Source organism: Pseudoalteromonas sp. M8, from assembly GCF_018141365.1.
Lineage (GTDB): Bacteria > Pseudomonadota > Gammaproteobacteria > Enterobacterales > Alteromonadaceae > Pseudoalteromonas.
Window position 1 is genome coordinate 2,711,672 of record NZ_CP047240.1, and the last position, 21,495, is coordinate 2,733,166.

Below are 21,495 nucleotides of genomic sequence, written 5' to 3' on the forward strand. Positions count from 1 at the left end.
TTCAATAATAGTAAGGGTCAAAGGTAAGCAATTAAGCCATAACTAAAAGTCAGCCGAATGCCCAATCTGGAGGTTGTATGAAGATAGTAATTCAGTTCTCTATTATTGTGCTTAGCATTATTTTACTTAGTGCTTGTAATAGCACTCCCAAAGCGACGATTGATAGATCAATTCTTAATGCAAATCACCAATTTACTGTTCACAAAGTTGAGTCGTATTCTGACGTCTTTCAACTCAATAACCAAATTCGCATTAAATTAGAACAATACTTTCACAACGGAGAGATAGGCCTTAAACGTGCTAAAATGCTGATGAGATTTTTGGTAAGTAGTGGAGATGATTCACTTTCTTACCTTTCAGGTGCAAATTTAACTGCAAATCAAGCATTTAATAATATGAACGCGAACTGCTTGTCCTTGTCTATACTAACTCACGCTATTGCTAAGCAGCTAGGCTTACGCAGCCAATTTCAACAAGTACACATACCTGAATATTGGGATGAGAGCCAAGGCTATAGCCTGCTAACAGGCCACGTCAACATCAAAATTTTTGAAGTAGATAACACACAGGACTCAGTTAAAACTTTATATGTTAAACCAACTGCGGTCACTGTTGATTTTGATCCTAATAGCCGCTCTCAACACTTTAGTACTTCACCAATTAGTACAAATACTATCTTATCTATGTTCTATAACAACAAAGGAGCAATGGAAATGATTAGTGGTAACTTAGATATGGCATATAGCTACTACAAGGCAGCCGTAGAAAGTGATCCCTATCATGACGGCGCCTGGGGGAACCTCGGTATTTTATACCGTATAACAAACCAGTACGACCTCGCCGAGCGAGCCTATAATCAGGCCATTGCCATTAACCACGATAATCGAAATGCACTAAGTAACCTTGCTAAACTCTACCACCTGACGGAACGAGATCATGAAGCTGGCATTATTGAAGCAAATATCCATAATTTGAGAAAAAGCAACCCTTATTACATGTTGGTATTAGGGAACGAAGCCTTTAAACAAGGAGAGTTAAATCGCGCTAAGCATTTTTATCAAAAAGCTTATCAACTTGATCGCAACGTTCATGGTAGCTACTTTGGGCTGGCAAAAGTTGCCTATGAGCAAGGCGATAGAAAAAAAGCGGAGTATTACCTCAACAAGGCATACAAAGCTTCTGTCTTCGAACACGACAAAGCGCGCTACGAAGGCAAACTGGCCTTATTGAGAGGAGTTGCAAGCAACCAATTGAATTTAACAGACAACGATGAGAGATAACAATAATAATGAAGAAATGTTCTTTCAAGCTAATCGGCATGATGCTGGCCGCGATATGTACCACGAATGTATTGGCTCAGTCGCGACATCAAAGTATTGCTAATGTTGATAATATATTGGTGCAAGATTTACAAGCTCTCACAAGTGCTCGTCACCAAGGCCGTAAAAGTGGTGCTCAATCGCCTAACATCAGTGCCCAATATATTTTTGCTGCTTTTGAGCAATTAGGTGGAAACCCGATCTATCAGCACTTTACCTTTAGAGCAGGTATTTTTAGTAAGGACGCAGGTCACAACGTCACGGCGATTTTACCTTGCACTCAACCTCGATGTGATAAGGCCATCGTTATCAGCGCGCATTACGACCATTTAGGAACCACAGGACAAAGACATTATCCAGGTGCCAATGATAATGCATCTGGCACCGCTGCAATGTTGCACATTGCGAGGCAACTTAGTAAAACAAATCGCGCTCGCGATATATTGTTTGTCGCAACCGATGCAGAAGAGCGCGGCTTACATGGAGCGAAACATTATGCCAAGCACCTTAAACGAGAAGTTGAGCTCAATATCAACCTTGATATGTTAGGAATAAATAACAACAACCGTTTATTTGCATTGTTTTCACCGGGTTTCAAGGAATATAAATCTGAGCTCCAGAACAAGGCGCAATCTTCAGTAAAATTGACCATAGTATCGTCACAACGACAAATTGAGCGTTATATAAATAACCCAAGAGTTGATTGGCACAAAGCAAGCGATCACTACGCCTTTTATCGCCAAGGGATCCCCTATATTTATTTTGGTATGGGTGAAGATAAACATCATCACACCACCAGGGATACACTAGAGAATATGGATCTAAATAAGTATCAGGCAGGGGTTAACCTCATCAATGACTTTATTTTGTCATTAACTCGTTCACCTTTTGACTCTACCAGCTGAATTTTTTGTGCTTTTGTCAGCTGCTTAACATGCCACTCAAGTTTTGCAGCTTGAGATTTAGTACCTGCAGCACATTGAAATTTTAACGTTAAGGGCCCTTTACCTTTTAAATTTTTTGCCCCCTTCCCAGCCTGATGCTGCTCTATGCGCCGCTCTACATTGGTTGTTATTCCTGTGTACCAATGACCAAAGCGCGTTTCTAGGATATATAAGCTCCAAATAGCTTGGTGATCCGTTTTATTGGGCTCGTTAAGTAACATTTTTCCTAGCACTAACAGGCTCTCCTCAAAATCTTATCAATGACTTCTACCACACATGGCAGCTCTTGCAACTTATCTGCGAACTTTTTACACTTAGTGCAGTCCAATTCCGCTAAGAGACTTTACCTTCTCTGTGCAATCGGTATCATGCAAATAACTGATAATAAGGATACACAATTTCATGCTGTCTAATAAAACCCTTTCTGTTTGGCTCAGTGCTGTAGTTATGACGGTATTTATGTCTGGCTGTTCAAGCTGGATTTATCGCATCAACGTGCCACAAGGTAATTTCTTAGAGCAGTCAGATGTAGATAAACTTCGCGTGCAAATGACCAGAGAGCAAGTGCTATATGTGCTAGGTACACCGCTTGCTAAAGATACTTTTAACAACAATATCTGGCATTACCAGTACGTATTTAATATTGATAGAGACTCAGAGGTCAGAAAGTCGTTTAGCGTTTATTTCGAGAATGACAAACTAGTTCGCGTGAGCGGCGACTTCGAAGAGCCGGAAGAATTTAACACCCCTTTAGACTCATAGAGTCAAGGGACACACATTATTTCGTAGTCAAAGGGGAAAGGTATTTCCCCTTTTTTAATTATTCCTTATCTCCTAAAGAGACAGGTCGCCCACCGGTAACTTTGCTTGCACGGCCCTCTTCTTTTGCTTTTTCCGCACGGCGTCTGCGCGCCTCTTTTGGGTCTGCGATTAATGGACGATAGATCTCTATTCTGTCACCGTCACTCACTACTTGATGTAATTTTACTGTGCGATTCCAGATCCCAAGCGTCAAGTCATTCGCATCTATCTCTGGGCATCTTTCTAATATCCCTGACTGTAGTACCGCTTGCTCAGCTGACGTCCCCTCAGGCACATCAACCGACAATGACGTCGCGCTGTCAGGCAATGCAAATACCACTTCAACCTTTATCATCATCTCGCTCCGTAAACAATTTTGGCTCGCTGGGTAAACGCAGATACCATATTCTTGGCCACTTCATTGAATAGCTTGCCAAACGCCATCTCAATTAATTTGCTCGCAAATTCAAACTCTAACTTTAAACTCACCTTACAAGCCTGTTCATCAAGCGCGGTAAACTCCCAGTAGCCGTTTAAAGACTTAAATGGCCCATCAACTAAACACATTTTTACTCGGTTGCCATCAAATTCATTTTTTGTGGTAAACCACTTTTTTAGGCCGGCTTTTGAAATTTCTAGGCTCGCGGTCATCCCTTGTTCATCATTGCTGATAACTTTTGCATCTGAACAATGCGGTAGAAATGCGGGATAAGCGTCAACATCATTGACCAATTCAAACATTTCCTTGGTGCTATACATCACCAAAGCACTTTTTTCTATCTGTGGCATAGACACTCCAAATCTTAATACAAGGATTTTACCAAGGTTTTGCAGATTTATCTTGTTTGCAGCCACTGACTAAGTAAAAATACGTCACATTAATGAAAAAGCGCTGTCTTAAAACAGGATTTATAGGTAGACTAAGCCATTATGGCAAAGAAAAATTCAAGTAAATCAAATAGCAATACCATAGCGCTAAATAAAAAAGCGCGTCATGAGTATTCACTACATGAAAAGTTCGAAGCAGGTATCGAATTACAAGGCTGGGAAGTAAAAAGTATCCGCGCCGGTAAAGTCAATATCTCAGATACTTACATCCATATCAAAAACGGCGAAGCCTATTTGTTGGCCAGTCAAATTCAACCGTTAAATAGTGCTTCTACACATGTGATATGTGATCCGCTTCGTTATCGTAAACTGTTACTAAATAAACGTGAAATCTCACGTCTTATCGGTGCAACCGAGCGTGATGGTTATTCTCTGATAGCCACAGCAATGTACTGGAAAAAGTGCTGGGTAAAACTCGAGTTCTATCTTGCGAAGGGTAAAAAGCAACACGATAAGCGTGCTGATATTAAAGACCGTGACTGGTCACGTGATAAAGAACGTTTGATGAAACACAATGTACGTTAATTTATTTTAATATACGAACAAAACGAAAAAAGCAGGCTAAGCCTGCTTTTTTGTGCTTGATATTAAGTTAAGCGTAAAGCGCTTAACCTTTGTACTTTTGCATCACAAGTGTTGCGTTAGTACCACCAAAGCCAAAGCTGTTGGACATCACGGTGTTAAGCGGTCCATCACGGCGCTCTGTGACAATGTCTAAACCTTGTGCTTGTTCGTCCAATTCATCAATGTTAATTGATGGTGCAATAAAGTCATTATCTAGCATCAGCAAAGAGTAAATCGCTTCATGCACACCAGCCGCACCGAGTGCGTGGCCTGTCATCGCTTTAGTTGCACTAATAGCCGGAGAATTATCGCCAAACAACTCTTGAATAGCACCTAACTCTTTCACGTCACCAACTGGTGTTGAGGTACCGTGCGTGTTTAGGTAGTCAATCGGTGCATCAAGACCTTGCATCGCTTGTTTCATACAACGTACAGCGCCTTCACCTGATGGTGCTACCATATCGTAACCATCTGATGTTGCACCATAACCAACGATTTCAGCATAAATGTGCGCGCCGCGAGCAAGTGCGTGTTCTAGCTCTTCAACTACCACAATACCGCCACCGCCAGAGATGACGAAACCATCACGATTTGCATCGTACGTACGTGATGCGCGCTCAGGCGTTTCATTATACTTAGTTGACAACGCACCCATGGCATCGAATTCCATCGCCAATGTCCAGTGTAGCTCTTCACCGCCACCAGCAAAGATAACATCTTGTTTGCCTAGTTGAATTTGTTCAACAGCATTACCAATACAGTGTGCTGATGTTGCACATGCAGAGCTGATTGAGTAGTTCACACCTTTAATTTTAAATGGTGTTGCCAAACACGCAGAAGTCGTGCTTGCCATGGTGCGTGGAACCATATAAGGCCCTACACGCTTTACGCCTTTTTCGCGCAGAATATCAGCTGCTTCAACTTGGTACTTAGACGAACCACCACCAGAACCTACGATAAGGCCTGTGCGTTCGTTTGATACTTGCTCTTCTGATAGCCCTGAATCTTCAATTGCTTGCGCCATCGAGATATAGGAAAACGCTGCCGCGTCCCCCATAAAGCGATGTGCCTTACGGTCAACGAGAGATTTTACGTCGATATCTATTTTACCAGACACTTGGCTACGTAGGTTGTAGTCTGCAAATTCTTGGTTAAAAGCAATACCGCTCTTACCTGCTTTTAATGACTCTAAAACTTCTTGCTTGTTGTTGCCGATGCTCGAAACAACACCGATCCCCGTAATAACGGCTCTTCTCATGGGTTTATTCCCTTCGATATTACAAATTATGCGTAGTATACGCTGAATTTTAGCGCCAAGTGGTCAGCTTTCCAGCGTACACATGTACTCTGAACCTAAATAACTAAAAATGCAACCAGACTATTGAGTCGAAAGACAGTAAAATAGTTCCCAAATAGTCGAACATAGAGTCTTTCATGATAAAAAACGCTCAAATACACTTCAACGATGCTGGTACCCCTGTTGCCGATAGTTTTGACGATGTCTATTTTTCCAACGATGATGGGTTAGCTGAGTCACATTACGTCTTTTATACTCAGAACCATATCGACGAGCGGTTACAAAATCATGGCAAAGACCGATTTGTCATCGCAGAAACTGGTTTTGGTACTGGATTAAACTTTCTCAACGCTTGGTATCACTTCAACCAGCGTAGCAAAGACGCATGCGTTAACCAACTCCACTTTGTCTCATTTGAGAAATATCCAATCCATATCGATGATTTAGTTAAAGCGCTACAAGCTTGGCCTACGCTTGCCCCGCTCGCCGAAAAACTCTGCCAGCAATATCCGATGGCCCTTGAAGGATGCCATCGCCTAGAGTTTGATAATGGTCAAGTGACCTTAGATTTATGGTTTGGTGATATTCACGATAATTTACCACAACTAAGTTTCGAACAAGCCGGATTTGTCGATGCGTGGTTTTTAGATGGCTTTGCTCCGAGTAAAAACCCAGATATGTGGCAACAAAGCTTATTTGATGCCATGGCCAATATGAGCCGGGATAGCGCTACTTTAGCAACATTTACCGCAGCGGGTTTTGTCCGCAGGGGACTACAAGACGCCGGCTTTGCGTGCAAAAAAGTCAAAGGGTTTGGTCGCAAACGCGAAATGGTGGTCGGAACGCTGAGCCGTGCCAATAAAAACTCCAATACTCCAGCGTATTACAGCACCACACCGCGTAAGCTAGAGAGTATCGCTATTATTGGCGGCGGTATTGCCTCAAGTTGTTTGTTGTATCACCTTAGTAAACGTGATCTTGGCGCAACACTTTTTTGCCAAGACGACGCGTTAGCCAAAGGCGCTTCTCACAATCGTCAAGGCGCGCTATATCCAAACCTGCAAGCAGATCACACGCCATCGAGCGAGCTTTACGCCCACAGCTTTTTATATGCAAAGCGCCTTTATCAGCATATTGCAAATACAGGCTACCACTTCGCACACGATTGGTGTGGCGTACTCTTGCAGTCCGTTAGTGAGGCCAAACGAGCGCAACATCAAAACCTAGCCGAAAAGGCAACTTGGCCACATGATTTAATTCATGCCGTCGACGCCAAGCAGGCTTCAGCTATCGCAAACACCATGCTGCCCTACGGTGGACTCTATATTCCAGAGGCCGGTTGGCTAAACCCTGCAGAGGTAACGCAAGCAGTGTTTGATGCAGCTCACGCGTTAAAAGCAGTTTCGACTTATTTTAATACTGACATACAAAAGCTCGAAAAAACCGAGAGCGGCTGGCTGTTACACAGTGAAGATAATACGTTTGGGCCGTTTTCAGATGTATTTGTCTGTGGCGGTGAGCACTCTGACCGATTCGAGCAAACCAAACATGTTCCTTTACACGGCGTCCGCGGTCAGGTCTCTCATGTTGATGCAGGAGAAGAATCACAAAAACTCAATACCGTACTTTGCCATAAAGGGTACTTTACTCCTGCAATGGATGGGCAACATTGTATGGGCGCGACATTTGAAAAAAACAGCAAAAGCCGAGAGATAAAAGCTGAAGATGATGCAGCTAACCGTGCCCAGCTTGAACGCTTTTACAAAGACACGGAGTTAGCCGCGAGTCTTGGCGAAGTCACCTCGGCAAAAGCCGCTGTACGTTGTTGTTTTAACGATCATTTGCCTATGCTTGGTCAAGTCCAGCATAACGATGACTTTTGCTCGGCCTTTGCCAATTTAAGAAAGGGAAAACACTATGGTTTTGGAAATCCAGCACTACCCTATCAAGGAATTCATATTGTTACCGGTTTTGGCGCACGAGGACTGTGCAGCGCTCCGCTGGTTACTGAGCATTTAGTTGCAACTCTACTTGGCGAAGCAAGACCTTTAAGCGAGCGAGTAAATCAGGCAATCCACCCTGCCAGATTGCTCGTCAGAGATTTAATTAGAAGTAAAATCTAATAATGGCTAAGGCATAACATCACCTAGATCTAGATATTATGCCTTAGCGCTATACGCCCATTACACGGTAGAATTTCAATATCAATTGCTAACGGAGGAGAGCGCATAACAACTAGGCTTTCTCGGGCAGCTTTTTCCTCGAGTACAAATCACCCGAACTGAGCCCTCAAGTCCTCTTTCAATCCACTGGATATTTAAAATCTTGGCGACACGGAGTAATTGGGTTTTCATATGATAGGGCACCACGCTCGCGCCACCATGGCTAATACAAGCTTTTTGTAACTCTCCAATCAAGGCGTCAGCATCAATCCCTTGTGCATTAATAGCAGGATTGAGATCAAGACCCGCGCACAGCACCCTTGGACGATTCGCAACATCAACAATTTTTACTGACTCACAGCAATACAGACGCGGTTTGCCATTGACGTTCAGGATCGAAAGCTGAGCACTGGCACTATTGCTATCATCATGAAATTTACGAAATACGGCCCAGTGCTGACACGGATCGGCAACGCTACGCATATTGCCCCAAGGTAAGGGAATGCCATTGCCCCGATACACCGCCTTGAGTTTACCGGCTTGATAAGCATCAAAATAATGCCAATGTGGATAAGGTGAAACCGATGTCATTCTGCGCATTGCGACGGAAGCAGAAATACCAAGTTGCTCATGGACGCGTACATCGTAACCTCGGCTTTCGAGTAACTGCCGAAATGGTGTACGGGGACACAATAAGGCCCCTGCAAAGAAGCTCGATTCAAAATCCTGCCACGCGCTCAAAATATCCTGAGCATTTGGAGTATCATGATCGGGGTTATCGTTACTTTTACGACTTTCTCCAGTAGTGAGTACACATTCTAAACCTTCACTATTGTGAAGTACGGCATGGCCAATATGAACGGCTAAATCGTATTTCATTCTCGCGGAATGTGCGTGCAATGCGCGATTTATAAACACCATGTTTGGCTCTTTGAAATAAGAAGTGATCATCCCCTCTCCGTCAGGCGATGATTGCTCAAACCACTCCACTTTTCGACCTTTTGCTATCAAAATTGCCATGAGATCATCACAGCTGAGATAGAGATTTTTACCTCCCACTTCATCGGCTGCTCGCTCTAAATCAGGAAAGTGGTTTTGATGGTGTTCTTGGTGGGCACGGATCAAAAGGTGCGCAAACTGCCTACCACTGATCCCCGCTTGGGATAGCATTTCTGGAATCGCAATTTGTAATATCTCTTTGGCAAATAGAAAGTTGGGCTCTAAAGCCATCCCCATTATCCCACCGAAATTGCCTTTATCTGGCGCTATCTCCGGTGCTTCAGGTTGACTGTCTAAAAACCACTCAATCGGTTTTTGAAATACATTAGAGAAGTTTTCGAGCATCGCTTCGCTTGGTGTACGCTGGCCTCTTTCAATCATTGACAGGTAGGAAACGGAAGGCGCGCTGGTTGGATCTTGCTTAACACATCGAGCCGATAAATCTTCTAAAGTCAGATGGTTACGCTTTCTTAGATTTCTTATTTTAGTACCCAAAAAGTGAGACTTTCTAATTAAGCTTGCAACTTTTGCCATGATTTCACACCCCATTTTTGTGAAATTCACACTGTGAAATTCTTTTTGTGAAATTATTTGAATATTTAACTTACACTCAAAATGTACACGAAACAACCAGAATATATTTCCCAATTTATGACAACATGAACAAGTGAGGTGGATCATGGCAGCGCAATTACAACCGCATACAGAGCAACCAATTGACGATACGAAAGCGCAACAGTCAATGCTGGCAAAACAGTATCTTGATGAACAATGTCCTTTAGAGTTTGGCTCACACATGGAGGTGACAGACTATGTGGTTTACTACAATCACCTGCTTGCGTTTTTTGCCAACGGCACCCATTGTGGTTTAAAAAATTGTAGCCAATTCGTCGCGCTTTGCGGTCACCGAGAAACGCCTGAGGCTGTTTTGCTAAAACAGGACGATGGCTTACATATTGAAATTACCTTCAATCGCACCGGAATGCTCGGCCAATTTGATAGCGCCCATATCGAAGATATCATCGTCGAAACGCCACTGGCGTCTGTGGTTGGTAAAAAGACTAAAACCCAGCTACAAAAACTATGGATGAGCTTTTATCACGGGGTGCAACAACCAGCAGGAAAAGCCTGTTATCGTGCCAAAAATGGGGATGATTATGAACTTTGAGTAAACACTCGATAATTTGTAATCAAATCGCTCAAACATTCAGTAAGTTTTAAGCTAAGCTAATTAAAATACCGCTCTTTTTTCGACTGAGCACATGACTAAATTGCTTAATTTTCTAAAAAACATTAACTGGATGCTTTGGGCGCTCATACTTGGCATTTTTGCTGGTTTAGTTTTCGGTGAACGGTTATCATTTTTAAAACCTATCGGTACAGGTTTTGTAAACCTGATGCAAATCACCATTCTCCCCTATATTGTCGTCAGCCTTATCGTGGGTTTAGGCAAATTTAATCCCGAACAGGTTAAAAGTATTCTTGCAAAAGCGGCGCTAGTCATGGTCTCCATTTGGGTGGTAGGTCTTGCTGTGATCTGGTGCTTTATTATGACATTACCAGCGCATGATGCCGGGACCTTTTTCTCCCCGGCACTGGTCGCCGCTGCTCCCGAAGTAGACTTCGTCAAACATTATATTCCCGCTAATCCATTTGCTTCTATGGCGGAAGGTAATGTACCTGCCTTAGTCATATTTTGTATTGCGCTAGGTATGGCACTTATTTCTAATCAAAAGAAAAACCGTTTACTGGATGTGTTAGAAGTCGTCGGTCAAGGTCTGTCGGTGATTTCCAAGAAGATCATTGCCATCTTCCCTATCGGCATTTTTGCGATGACTGCAAGCACCGCAGGTACGATGAGCGCAGAAGAATTGTCTGAATTGCAAGTATACTGGGTTGTCGTTTTATGTGTCGGCGTGTATTTGATGTTAGTACTACTCCCTATGCTTGTTGCCGCACTCACCCCTGTTAAATACCGCGACCTCATCATGGTTATGCGCAATGCATGGATCACCGCATTTAGTACCGGAAACGTTTTTATTGTATTGCCAGTGATCACCGAGGGGATCAAAGATCATTTACGCAAAATTAAGCAAAGCGACGAAAGCTCTGATCACATCGCTGAGGTGTTAGTGCCTATCGCTTATACCTTCCCGAGTTTAGGAAAGCTTACGACCCTCATTTTTGTCTCTTTTGCAGCATGGCTTACCGGCAACCAAATCGGCATCGAACAAATTCCTAATGTGTCTTTGTCGGCGATGCTAAGTTACTTTGCTAACGTACATATCGCTATTCCCTATTTGCTCGATACCTTGCGTGTCCCGGCTGATACTTATCAGTTATATCTATCGATGTCAGTACTCACCGCAAAGGTGGTTTCACCGACCACTGTGGTATATATCTTCGCATTTGTATTTTTATGTATTTTCATCAACCGTAGACAATTACACCTAAAACGCGTGCGCTCGGTTTATTATTTAACGCTACTATCTGCACTACTCCCAGCATTTATGTTGTTGAGTTTTACGGCAAATAATTACCTCGGTAAACAAACTAAATCGGCCGATGAGGCCATTGCTAATATGGTGATCTCAGATACCGTCCCTGCTCATGTGCTTAGCTATGTCCCTAAAGCATACCAAAGTGGTGAGTTGTCTTTGACGAATATCGATGTGATTAAAAAACGTAACCTGCTGCGTGTCGGATATCTTATCGATAATGTGCCATTTAGTTACTTTAATCAAAAAGACCAGTTAGTGGGTTTTGATGTCAGCCTAGCACATAGGCTCGCATCCGACCTTGGGGTTAAAATCGAGTTTATTCCTTTTAAAAAGCCACAACTGGCAGAGTATCTCAACAAGGGATATTTCGATATTGCAATGTCCGGCCTTGAAATTAATATTGCCGACTTACAAAGCGTGCGCTTTAGTGACAAGGTATTGGAACTGCAACTAGCGCTCTTGGCCAAAGATCATGATTTGAAGAAGTTTGCTGACAAGTCAGCCCTACTTACGCTTGATAAGCTGAATTTAGCTCACGTTGAGTATGCTCCGTTACTCAAACAATTGGCGCAGCAAAACCCTAAGGTAAAAGTATCCGGTATTAACAATTTGCAAAGCTATTTTAAGCACCCAGAAAGATATGACGCCTTAGTGATCAGCGCAGAGGCGGGCTTTGCATGGAGCATGTTTTACCCTGAGTTTGGTGTTGTGGTCCCGGAAGGGGCGAGTTTGAAATACCCCGTTGGATTTGCTGTCGCCAAGCGTAATCAAGATTTACTGAGTTATGTAAATGCGTGGCTGACTATACAGCATACCAATGGCCGTATTGAAAAAACTTATGATTACTGGATCTTAGGAAAAGGTAGTGTACAAAAGCAAACTCGCTGGTCGTTAATGGATGAACTTGAAATCGACCCTAACACACTTATTGATAAACTGAAGTTCTAATACTAACGGAATAAAAAAACGCCGTCAGTTAACACGTTAACTGACGGCAAGTCTACTCACTGGGCGAGCTAGCTTTCAAGCTCACTTTAACCTTAGCCAAACCACAAAATAAAACAAGTTTTTAACAAAAAATTCATTATTTTGATAGCCGACTTCGCAAACCACTACTGCGACTTACACTTCGATTCATACCCTGCACTATCACTTTATATTGCGCCACCAATTCAAACTGCTGTTTAGCTCGGGTGATCCCAGTATAAATAAGCTGGCGATTTATCCCCTGCTGCGCACGTTGAATGGGTGGTAGTATCATTGCCGTGTAAGCAAACTCAGAGCCTTGCGATTTGTGGATCGTCATCACGTATACTCTATCAAAGCTCGGCAATCTTGCAGGATAAAAGCGCCTAACGCAGCCCTGTTCATCAATAAATGATGCCTGTAGCTCACCCTGTTCATCGCGTAAAATAATCCCGATATCACCGTTAAACAGTTTCAACTGGTAATCGTTTTGGGTGATCATAATGGGCATACCAACGTAAAACCGTCCTGTCGGTTGCACTAATCCCATTTGACTAAGCTTAAGCTCTATTCTGCGATTTAACTCGTTCACACCGTAAGGGCCTTCTCTCACGGCCGCAAGCAATTGATAACTGGCAAACTCGCTATGAATTATGGCCTCACTCTCACCATGATGAATGGCAAGAAGGTATCGTTGGTATTGCTCCGCCGCTCTGGCAATTAGGGCATTGTAGGTTTCACTATTTAATTCATGATGATGTATATCGCTATAACCTTGCCCCAGCACGCTGTCTAATTGCCGCTTATTGTTACTATTTACGGCAAATGCTAACTGACCAATCCCACTTCGACTGTCAAAACGGTGACTTTTTTGTAAAAACGCCAGATTATCTTCCAACATAAAGTCAGCGCTGGTATCACCCGACTCAGGCAAGTTTTGTTTACTCAACTCAACTAGTTTTGCTTTCAGTGCCTGACTGTAATGTGGTGCTTGCCCAAGCGCTAAGTTTTCACATAAGTCGCTGAGTACGTTACCAGTATCTACCGATGCGAGCTGATCTTTATCGCCAAGCAAAATAAGCCGTGCATGTTTTGGTAGTGCATCCACCAGCTTAGCCATAAGCGATAAGTCCACCATGGATGCTTCGTCAACAATCAGCACATCAACATGCAGCGGGTTATCTTGATTGTGACGATAGTGAACGCTATTAGGAATAACGCCTAATAAGCGATGAATAGTTTGCGCCTGCTCCGGCAGTAAGTCGGCAAGCGCTGGCGGCAGGTTTAACCTCGCTTTCGCACCAATAATTGACTCACTGAGCCTCGCAGCCGCTTTGCCGGTTGGCGCCACTAGCTTGATGGTCAACGGCGCACTGTTATAAAGCGATTGTAAAATCGCAAGCAGTTTTGTGACCGTCGTGGTTTTTCCCGTACCGGGGCCGCCCGTGATGACACAAAATCGCTTAATGATAGCAAGCGTACAAGCCACTTTTTGCCAATCAATGTCTTCTTCACTGGCTGGAAAAAACGATGCCAACAGTGCACCCAGTTTTGCTTCGTCCAGCGTTACATCGGCTTTCGCCAACATTTCAAAGTGTCCCGCAAGCCTTGCTTCATAATTTGCTAATCTCGCCAAGTAGAGCTTATCAGCGTATAGCCGAAGCGGCTTATCTTCACCGATCGCAGGATGCTGTGCGAGCGCAGCAACGGCTATACCTGTGCTTGAAAATGGCGACAACTTTACAGATTCATCCGCAACCGCGTAGCTGAGCTCAAACGGATCCTGATAATTAATACTGTCTAACTCTAAACAACTATGCTGACGTCCATGAGCGATTAATAATAGTAAAAATACATAGAAGTAATCGTCGTAGCCTTGCTGATTCAACAACTTGGCTAACGCGATATCGGCTTTACCAACCCGTTTGTGTTCAAGCAATAACGCTATAAAGCTATGATGATCGAATGCCTCAAAGTCCATACTTAACTGGCTCATACAGACTCCTCAAATAATGCATCTAATTCTAACACCTGCTCTACGCTTAACTGATTGAAGAAAATCCCCTGATTGTCCGGTAATGCACGTAAGAACAAATAGTAGTTTCCACCTAAATGCTGCTCAGGGTTATAGTCCACGAGGCGCTGCTTTAACAAGCGGTGAAGTGCCACGGTATAAATCATATACTGTAAATGATACTGATGAGACGACATCGCGGCATTGAGGTTATCGTAGTGATAATCTTCTGGGCTATCGCCAAGGTAGTTGGACTTGTAATCGAGAACAAAAAACTGTCCTTGCCACTTGAAGATTAAATCAATAAACCCTTTCAACATGCCTGTCACATCATCAAAGTTTAAAAACGACTTTTGTCCAGTAATGTCACTGAGGATCTTGTTCAGCTTCACCGCACTGAGTGGTTTTAGTGGCAAGTAAAACTCCATTTCAACAATGCAGTCGTCCGGTGGCAGCACACCAAGTTGTAAATGAGGATGTGGCGCAAGAGATGCAGCCAAGCAGCTTGTTATCCAACGCTCAGCTGTCTCTTGCCATTCAGTTGCAATACCAAACTTATCCAAAGATTTAGTTACCGCTTCGGTCAACGTATACTTATCTTCGTTTTTGGGGGAATTCGGTGCGGTAAAATCTATTAGCTCAAAGATTTCGTGCAAACAGCTGCCCGGCTTGGCGCCCTTAGGAAATGTATAAGAGTTTTTTTCCCGCTCTTGATGCTGCTCAGGTAAGTCCAGTAAATGGTTTTCGTCCACGGCCCCGGCTGGTTTATCACCATGATGCGTGTGATAGCTTAGCTGGCTGAAGCTTGTGGTACGCCAATGTCGTTCAACCTGACCGCTGAAGGTTTTCGCAGACAGAGCTAAAGGCTTGTCTTCAAGCCTGGTGTTTATCGCTTGCTGTGGCGTGGAGATTTCATCTAATCTTACACATTCCATTGCCGCATGTGCTTTACATAACTGGCTTAAGGCACTTTGCCACGCCTCGGCACTGTCGAAAGTTTCCGTGCCAAACAAGGCAAATCCTAAGGCCGTTTTGTGCAGTGCAGACTTTTTACTACGCCCTTGTTGAATGTCGTAAAGCCCAAGCTCGCAATAATGCACCGCTCGCGTCAGCGCAACGTAAAGTAAGCGAATATCCTCAGCCAGTCGTTCTTGCTCTGCTTTTTCTTTCGCGTCATCACTGGCTTCAAGGTCGACAACTAACTTATCCCCTTGGTGATAAACTAACGTATCAGGCTCACGAAACCCAAGTGCAAATGGCATAAAGACAATCGGATACTCCAAACCTTTTGATGCGTGCATGGTCACAATTTTCACCAAATTGGCATCGCTCTCTAAGCGAATTTGGCTGCTGCCACTCTGAGCATTATTTAGCTGCGATAAAAACCAACGTAACACACGACCCGTGCCATCAAGCTCTAATTGCTTATGCTGTAAAAGCTCAGCCAAATGACGGAAGTCAGTAAGCCAACGCTCCACTTCCATTCCCTGCTGCTGCCAAATCACTGGCAGCTCACAAGTTATCAATAAGTGTTCCAGCATCGCCATTGCACCAGAGCGATACCACAGCTGTGTTAACTCACTAAATAGCTGCAAATAACCTTGCCACTGCTGTTCATTAAACTGCAAGTCGTACAGTGCTTGGTTGTTTAAATAAAATAATGGTCCCGCAAGCACGCCTCTGAGCGCCGCTTCGTCGTAACTCCCGTGCAGTACATCAAGCAGTTGATACAACGCGATTGCTAGCGGCTGCCTAAATACACTATCTCTGGCAAGGTACACACTGGCAATATCGAGTTGATTTAAGGCTCGTTTTATCAAGCTCGCTTCTATGCGGTCGCGAACTAACACACAGATATCCGCTGGCACAACTGGGTTTTCGCCAATCTTCGCAACCCCCGACCGCCCTTGCTCGATAAGCGCTGCAACTCGACCAGCGAATGCTTGGCTTAGCCGCGCTTGCGCGGCGCTTTTGTTAAGCGCTTCATCCTCACTTGGTAATACACTAAAGCGCAGAGCTGACGACTTTTTAGACGCGATAGTAAATTGCGCATCCTCGGCTTTACCTTGTGCGCTCACCTCAATGAAAGGGATATCTTTGTTGTAGATAAAACTATTGGGGTGACGAGTAAATATCGTATTCACTGCGGCAACCACGTCACTATCGGAGCGATAATTGGTTGCAAGCGTATACTGCCTGTCTTGCGCGACTCCTTGCTTTGCACCGATATAAGTAAAAATATCCGCCCCGCGAAAGCCGTAAATGGCTTGTTTTGGGTCGCCTATCAAGGTTAATGCCGTATTTTCCTTTGCGTAAACTCGGCTGAAGATCCCATATTGTATGGGATCGGTATCCTGAAACTCATCTATCATAGCAACCGGATATTGCAGTGCGATTTTTTCGGCTAAGCGCTCACCACTATCGCCCATCAGCGCTTGATACAGCTGCTTAAGTAAATCGTCGGGAGAGATCAAGCCATATTCTTCTTTGTGGGCGTGAAGCAAAGCTCTTACCTCAGTCACCGCTTGTTGCACTAACGCGAATTTAAGCCCACTCCCGACCAATTGGTGGAGCTCTGCCAAGGTATCAAAGTGACGAATAAGTTCGTGCTCCAGCGGCGTTGTATTCTTTTTATATTGAGCAACATCAGCAAGGCTTTCACTGCCCCAAAGTCCAAACGAGTGATTGCTGCTACCAAACTCAAACCACCACTGCTCACTGTTGACATAATTCTCAAGAGCTTGAAGGTTATCCTTTCGCCCTGGTGCACGATTGCCTGCCAGCCCCGATTTTTTCAACACATTGATGTAGTCAGTTTTGACTATTTCGGCCTTTAGCCACAGTGCTAATGTTTGGTATTTTTCACGTGCGGCAAACACTGCATCTAAGGAAACAGAGGGTTTAATTTCGGCATTTTCTCTTGCTAATAACGGTCTAACTTGCTTCGCCAGTGCATAAGGCGTAGCAAATTGCTCTATCACAGCCTGTGTTTTTTCTGTGTCTAGCGGGTAGACAAAACGTCGCCAATGATCTGCCATCGCGGCATCAATCAGCTCGCTCTCATCGAGAATAAATTCGAGGTTAAATGCCACCTTAGACTCAAAAGCGTGTTGCTTCAGCATTCTTTGGCAAAAGCCATGAATGGTGAATATCGCGGCCTCATCCATTGACTTAGCGGCAGCATCAAGGAGATCAAAGGCGCGCTTTTTATCTTCAATTTGCGCCAAAATGGCATTGATCAGTTCATCTTTACAGACTTCACCTAGTAGCACGTCTCGAGCTTGAATAATGCGTTTTCTCACTCGGTCTTTGATCTCTTGTGTTGCCGCTTCTGTGAAAGTTACCACTAAGATTTGTTCAACGCTTAACGGCTCATGTTGTTGATCAGAAGTGCGCAAGCCTAGTAAATAACGCAGATATAAACCGGTGATGGTGTAAGTTTTCCCCGTGCCTGCACTGGCTTCAATTAGGTTTTGGCCACTTAAAGGCATAGTAATGGGGTTAAGCATCTCCATGACGTACCTCCTCAGCGGCATTAAGAATAGGTGTTAACAAAGTAAGGCTAAGTGCGCAAAAACGCGCTTCATGAGCTGACAAATCGCTAAAGCATAGTTGAACATAGGGATCTTCTCCCTCTCCTCGACCAACATATTGCGGCTTAAATTTATATGCGGCCTTTTTAATATCCTGTGTCTTGGCGTATTCCATGCTAGAACTTGGGAAAAATGCCACAGGTTCGCTCAGCGCTTGTTTATAAAAAGCCAGCCACTGCTCCAAATATTGCTGAGCTTGTGGTTGTGAAATAGCGGTAAAGTGCACGCTTTGATCTAGCCCAACAATATAAGTCGTGACTTCATGCCCCATTACGCAAGCCGCGCAGTGATGTAAAAACCCTTTAATTAAATCTTTCGCTTTAATACTGGCGCTGCGATAGTACACTTGCCTGTTTTCATACACACAATCAAGCCAGCCAACCAGCAAATGCTCTGCAATACCAAGTTTTAGCTCTAGAGGCTCCTTTGCTTCATTAAGCAAAGGCGTTAGTACCTTAACCATAGGTTCAACGCGGGTCAGCAGCCCCTCTAGCTGTAGTTTGCCGATGTTCGCTTGTGGCAGCGAGCCTCGTTGTAAAATCTGTTCAAGATTTAAGGACCGTTGTTGTAGCTGAGCATCCAGCACTTCATCTAAATATTGATAGCGCTCCAATGCATCTAAGGCGAAAGGCTCTTCATCAAGTGTTAACGCTTCTATTGGTTTGAGTTTAATGCCCAGCGCTTGCTGATAAAATAACTTTTGCGGCTCGCAAACGCCTCGCAGCAAATCGCTAAACTCAATTTCTGCGTCTAAAACTGGTACTAACGGTTTTACCTCATCAGCATGCGCCGCCCTATGCTGCCAAAGCCAAGTACGATTGTAGCTCTGTAGTGAGCCCGCTTTAAAATGTTCGGGATTAAAAGGTTGTAATGGCAGCTGTGAAGTTAATCGAGTGACTAAAGACTGCTTTGGCATGTCTTCGAAGTAAAAGCTGCGATCTAGATATTCTGTCAATTCGCTGACTAAAACGGATGGCACTTGGGCTTCGTTGTTAAAACAAGAGCGGCCAATATAACTGATATACAAGTTTTCTCGAGCACTGAGTAAGGCTTCTAAGAACAAGTATCTGTCGTCTAGTTTTCGTGAGCGATCGCCTTTACGTCTCGTGGAGTGTGCGACTAAATCAAAACCAATAGGCTGCACGGTACGAGGATAGTCCGCGTCATTTAGACCAAGCATACACACCACTTTAAATGGAATAGCACGCATCGGCATCAGCGTACAAAAGTTTACCGCTCCGGCTAAAAAGCGCTGCCCAACCCCTTTTTCTCTGACGCCTTGCTTAACCAAATACGCTAATATTTTTGCTGAGACTGGCGCTTGAATATCGCCATTTTCATGGTGTTTTTCGATATTCTCTATAATCTGCTCAAGCTTAAGTAAATCCCAACTCTGTTCAGATTCTGACGAGTAAAATAGCGCCATGGCTTCACGTAGAATTGCTGCGAAGTTCGTTAAGGTCTTTTCGCTCCTGAGTTGTAGTTTTAACCAAATCAGCGCATCAACAAAGCCGATAAGCTTGTTAAGTACCGCCACCGACATACCTTCGACTTCATCAGCAGGATAAATGGAAGCGAACGGCGTCTGTTCATCGTTTGTTGCAACCCCTAAGAGCAAACGGTTGAGTCCATGCTGCCACGTATTTAGTGGTATTTTTGGCAAGCCATATTCGCTTTTATGGCTGTCGTTTAGGCCCCATTTAACACTGACCTGATCAAGCCAATAGCGAATTAAGTCAAACTCATGGCTTTCAAGGTTAAACTGTTCGGCGATCGGCGCAACGCCCAGCAAATCGAGAATATCCGACACGCAAAAACGGTTATTGGGTAAGTCTGTCAACGTTACAAAAGACGTTAAAATAGGCCGCTCTTGCTCAATTGCAAGATCAGAAATCGCATAGGGGATCCGCAGATTGTCCTCACTACTGTCAAACACAGCTTTAATAAATGGCGAATAGGTGCCCACATCAGGCATCATGACGATAATGTCTTTAGGCGTCAGACTAGGGTTTTGTTCAAACTGATTGAGTAAATAATCATGGAGCCGCTCGACCTCACGCAGTGGCGTATGGCAATCCTGAAAAACGATACTGGTATCATCGGCCATAATGGGTAACTTGCCCTGCTGCGAAACAAACCAATTTGGATCAGCAGTTAACGACTCTCCTTTAAATGCCAACTGGTAGATCTCTTGCTGAACCTGACCAAGCAGACTGTCATCAAACGCGTCATCAAATCCATCAATCCAACTGGCATCAAGCTGCAATAATTGCTCAAAATAGTCACGCCCGAGCTTTCCCCATGAAGAGAGTAGTGGATTGCCAACGTAATAATACTCGCCGTCTTTCGCTTCGAGCTCTGGCATTTTGGCGTATTTTGCGGCGACTTTAGCTTGAGTCTTCTCATCGACTAAATCCCCCCAGTAGTGTTCACTAGGGTTAAAAAAGAATAAAAATACATTCGTTTTTTGGCCAAGCGCTTGAAAAATATCAAGTTGGCTGGTTGATATTGCCGACAATCCAAATATACAGATCCGCTCGGGAAGCTTGCCCCTTGGTGCATTGGCCAGCCCTTGCAGTAACTTATCGTGCATGTTGGCACGGTGATATGGACTTTGTTCAAGCGCTTCAACATGGCTAACTAAGCGACGCCAGAGATCAGGCTGCCAAGGCGCGATGGCTTCAACATCCACATCGTTCAGCGTATCTTGGCCCTGATCCCAAAGCTCAATCCACTGGGGGCGATACATTAAATATTGGTCAAAAACGTCGGCAATTTTTTCACACAACGCAAAGAGTTTAATTCCTGAAGGGTCGTCACCTAAATAGTGCTTAAGCGCAATATATTGAGGCTTATCAATGCAGCCGGGTAATAGCGTAAATAGTTTCCAAGTCATATTGCCTTTATTAAAAGCGGATTCCTTGGGAACATCATCAATGAAATTTTGATATAGCTTCCAAATGAAGCTAGATGGTAATGGAAAGTCGACTTGTGCACTTATCCCTAAGTGTTGACTCATGCCTAGTTTGAGCCATTCAGACATACCAGGAGATTGTACTAACACCACTTCTTTTGCAAAAGGATTTGCGAGCGGTGCCGATTTTATGAGTGTGCAGAGTTGTGCCTGCAAGATTTCCATTCGATTCGATTGGATGATGTGTAACATGTTGTCTGCCATGCAGTTTAACGCTGTATTAAGTGTATCGGAATCTTCCTATAAGCGGTAGTTATTGAAGTTATTGCGAGTGCGCTTGAGTAGAAAATCAACAACCGCCGCTTCTCAGAAACACTTTTATACCCATTTAACCTGAGTTTCGTATAATTAATGCCTTTCTAGCAGAAAGTTTTAGCGCTAACTACATTGCATTCACTTGTTCTAAATGAGAAATTTTTAACACAGCCAGCGTCAGATTTAATCCCTCAAATTGAGCACCTTATTAAACCAAA

Annotated in this window: 15 protein-coding genes; 7 read left to right on the forward strand and 8 right to left on the reverse strand. The window is 43.9% G+C overall.

Annotated features, from left to right (window positions below; translation table 11 throughout):
* The first annotated feature begins 77 nt into the window (after positions 1-77).
* Both GSF13_RS16875 and GSF13_RS16880 read left to right on the forward strand, forming a co-directional pair.
* Positions 78-1,280, forward strand: coding sequence for a tetratricopeptide repeat protein (locus tag GSF13_RS16875; RefSeq protein ID WP_174168680.1), 1,203 nt, complete (start codon positions 78-80; stop codon positions 1,278-1,280).
* 8 nt (positions 1,281-1,288) lie between these two features.
* Positions 1,289-2,224, forward strand: coding sequence for a M20/M25/M40 family metallo-hydrolase (locus GSF13_RS16880; RefSeq protein ID WP_174168678.1), 936 nt, complete (start codon positions 1,289-1,291; stop codon positions 2,222-2,224).
* Here GSF13_RS16880 and GSF13_RS16885 read toward each other — a convergent pair.
* Positions 2,152-2,484, reverse strand: a complete 333-nt coding sequence (locus GSF13_RS16885) for a GIY-YIG nuclease family protein (protein ID WP_102057019.1) — start codon at positions 2,482-2,484, stop codon at positions 2,152-2,154. The genes GSF13_RS16880 and GSF13_RS16885 overlap by 73 nt on opposite strands.
* A 181-nt stretch (positions 2,485-2,665) precedes the next feature.
* On the opposite strand from GSF13_RS16885, the gene bamE reads away from it, so the two are divergent.
* Complete coding sequence (bamE, locus tag GSF13_RS16890) at positions 2,666-3,025, forward strand: outer membrane protein assembly factor BamE (protein ID WP_010605101.1); 360 nt, start codon at positions 2,666-2,668, stop codon at positions 3,023-3,025.
* A gap of 58 nt (positions 3,026-3,083) precedes the next feature.
* Here bamE and GSF13_RS16895 read toward each other — a convergent pair whose 3' ends face one another.
* Together GSF13_RS16895 and GSF13_RS16900 are read right to left on the reverse strand one after the other, a co-directional pair.
* Positions 3,084-3,419, reverse strand: coding sequence for an RnfH family protein (locus GSF13_RS16895; protein WP_102057020.1), 336 nt, complete (start codon positions 3,417-3,419; stop codon positions 3,084-3,086).
* Entirely contained in the window at positions 3,419-3,853 is a 435-nt protein-coding gene (locus tag GSF13_RS16900) for a type II toxin-antitoxin system RatA family toxin (RefSeq protein WP_010605103.1), read from the reverse strand. Before GSF13_RS16900 ends, GSF13_RS16895 begins: the two co-directional genes overlap by 1 nt.
* A 141-nt stretch (positions 3,854-3,994) precedes the next feature.
* On the opposite strand from GSF13_RS16900, the gene smpB reads away from it, so the two are divergent.
* Positions 3,995-4,477 carry an SsrA-binding protein SmpB gene (gene smpB, locus GSF13_RS16905; RefSeq protein ID WP_010379116.1) on the forward strand — a complete coding sequence of 161 codons (483 nt, stop codon included), beginning with the start codon at positions 3,995-3,997 and terminating at the stop codon, positions 4,475-4,477.
* 82 nt (positions 4,478-4,559) lie between these two features.
* Here the strand turns inward: smpB and fabB are convergent, their stop codons facing one another.
* Positions 4,560-5,774, reverse strand: a complete 1,215-nt coding sequence (gene fabB, locus GSF13_RS16910; RefSeq protein ID WP_010379118.1) for a beta-ketoacyl-ACP synthase I — start codon at positions 5,772-5,774, stop codon at positions 4,560-4,562.
* A 176-nt stretch (positions 5,775-5,950) separates the two neighbouring features.
* On the opposite strand from fabB, the gene mnmC reads away from it, so the two are divergent.
* Positions 5,951-7,936 (forward strand): bifunctional tRNA (5-methylaminomethyl-2-thiouridine)(34)-methyltransferase MnmD/FAD-dependent 5-carboxymethylaminomethyl-2-thiouridine(34) oxidoreductase MnmC, encoded by a 1,986-nt coding sequence (gene mnmC, locus GSF13_RS16915; protein ID WP_211866450.1) that lies wholly within the window; start codon positions 5,951-5,953, stop codon positions 7,934-7,936.
* Between the two features lie 81 nt (positions 7,937-8,017).
* Here mnmC and GSF13_RS16920 read toward each other — a convergent pair whose 3' ends face one another.
* Complete coding sequence (locus GSF13_RS16920) at positions 8,018-9,508, reverse strand: DUF3612 domain-containing protein (RefSeq protein WP_211866452.1); 1,491 nt, start codon at positions 9,506-9,508, stop codon at positions 8,018-8,020.
* A 145-nt stretch (positions 9,509-9,653) separates the two neighbouring features.
* On the opposite strand from GSF13_RS16920, the gene GSF13_RS16925 reads away from it, so the two are divergent.
* Both GSF13_RS16925 and GSF13_RS16930 read left to right on the forward strand, forming a co-directional pair.
* Positions 9,654-10,142 carry a malate synthase gene (locus GSF13_RS16925; protein ID WP_102057025.1) on the forward strand — a complete coding sequence of 163 codons (489 nt, stop codon included), beginning with the start codon at positions 9,654-9,656 and terminating at the stop codon, positions 10,140-10,142.
* Positions 10,143-10,236: 94 nt separating this feature from the next.
* A complete protein-coding gene (locus tag GSF13_RS16930) occupies positions 10,237-12,423 on the forward strand; it encodes a cation:dicarboxylase symporter family transporter (protein WP_029215785.1) in 2,187 nt (728 codons plus the stop codon).
* 136 nt (positions 12,424-12,559) lie between these two features.
* Here the strand turns inward: GSF13_RS16930 and recD are convergent, their stop codons facing one another.
* Genes recD through recC form a run of 3 tightly spaced genes read right to left on the reverse strand, consistent with a single transcriptional unit; the run spans position 12,560 to position 21,214 of the window.
* Complete coding sequence (gene recD / locus GSF13_RS16935) at positions 12,560-14,437, reverse strand: exodeoxyribonuclease V subunit alpha (RefSeq protein ID WP_211866454.1); 1,878 nt, start codon at positions 14,435-14,437, stop codon at positions 12,560-12,562.
* Positions 14,434-17,970, reverse strand: a complete 3,537-nt coding sequence (gene recB / locus GSF13_RS16940) for an exodeoxyribonuclease V subunit beta (protein WP_211866456.1) — start codon at positions 17,968-17,970, stop codon at positions 14,434-14,436. Before recB ends, recD begins: the two co-directional genes overlap by 4 nt.
* The gene (recC, locus tag GSF13_RS16945) at positions 17,957-21,214 is read right to left on the reverse strand and encodes an exodeoxyribonuclease V subunit gamma (protein WP_211866458.1); all 3,258 of its coding nucleotides are present in this window, start codon (positions 21,212-21,214) and stop codon (positions 17,957-17,959) included. The genes recB and recC overlap by 14 nt, the downstream gene beginning before the upstream one ends.
* Positions 21,215-21,495 lie beyond the last annotated feature (281 nt).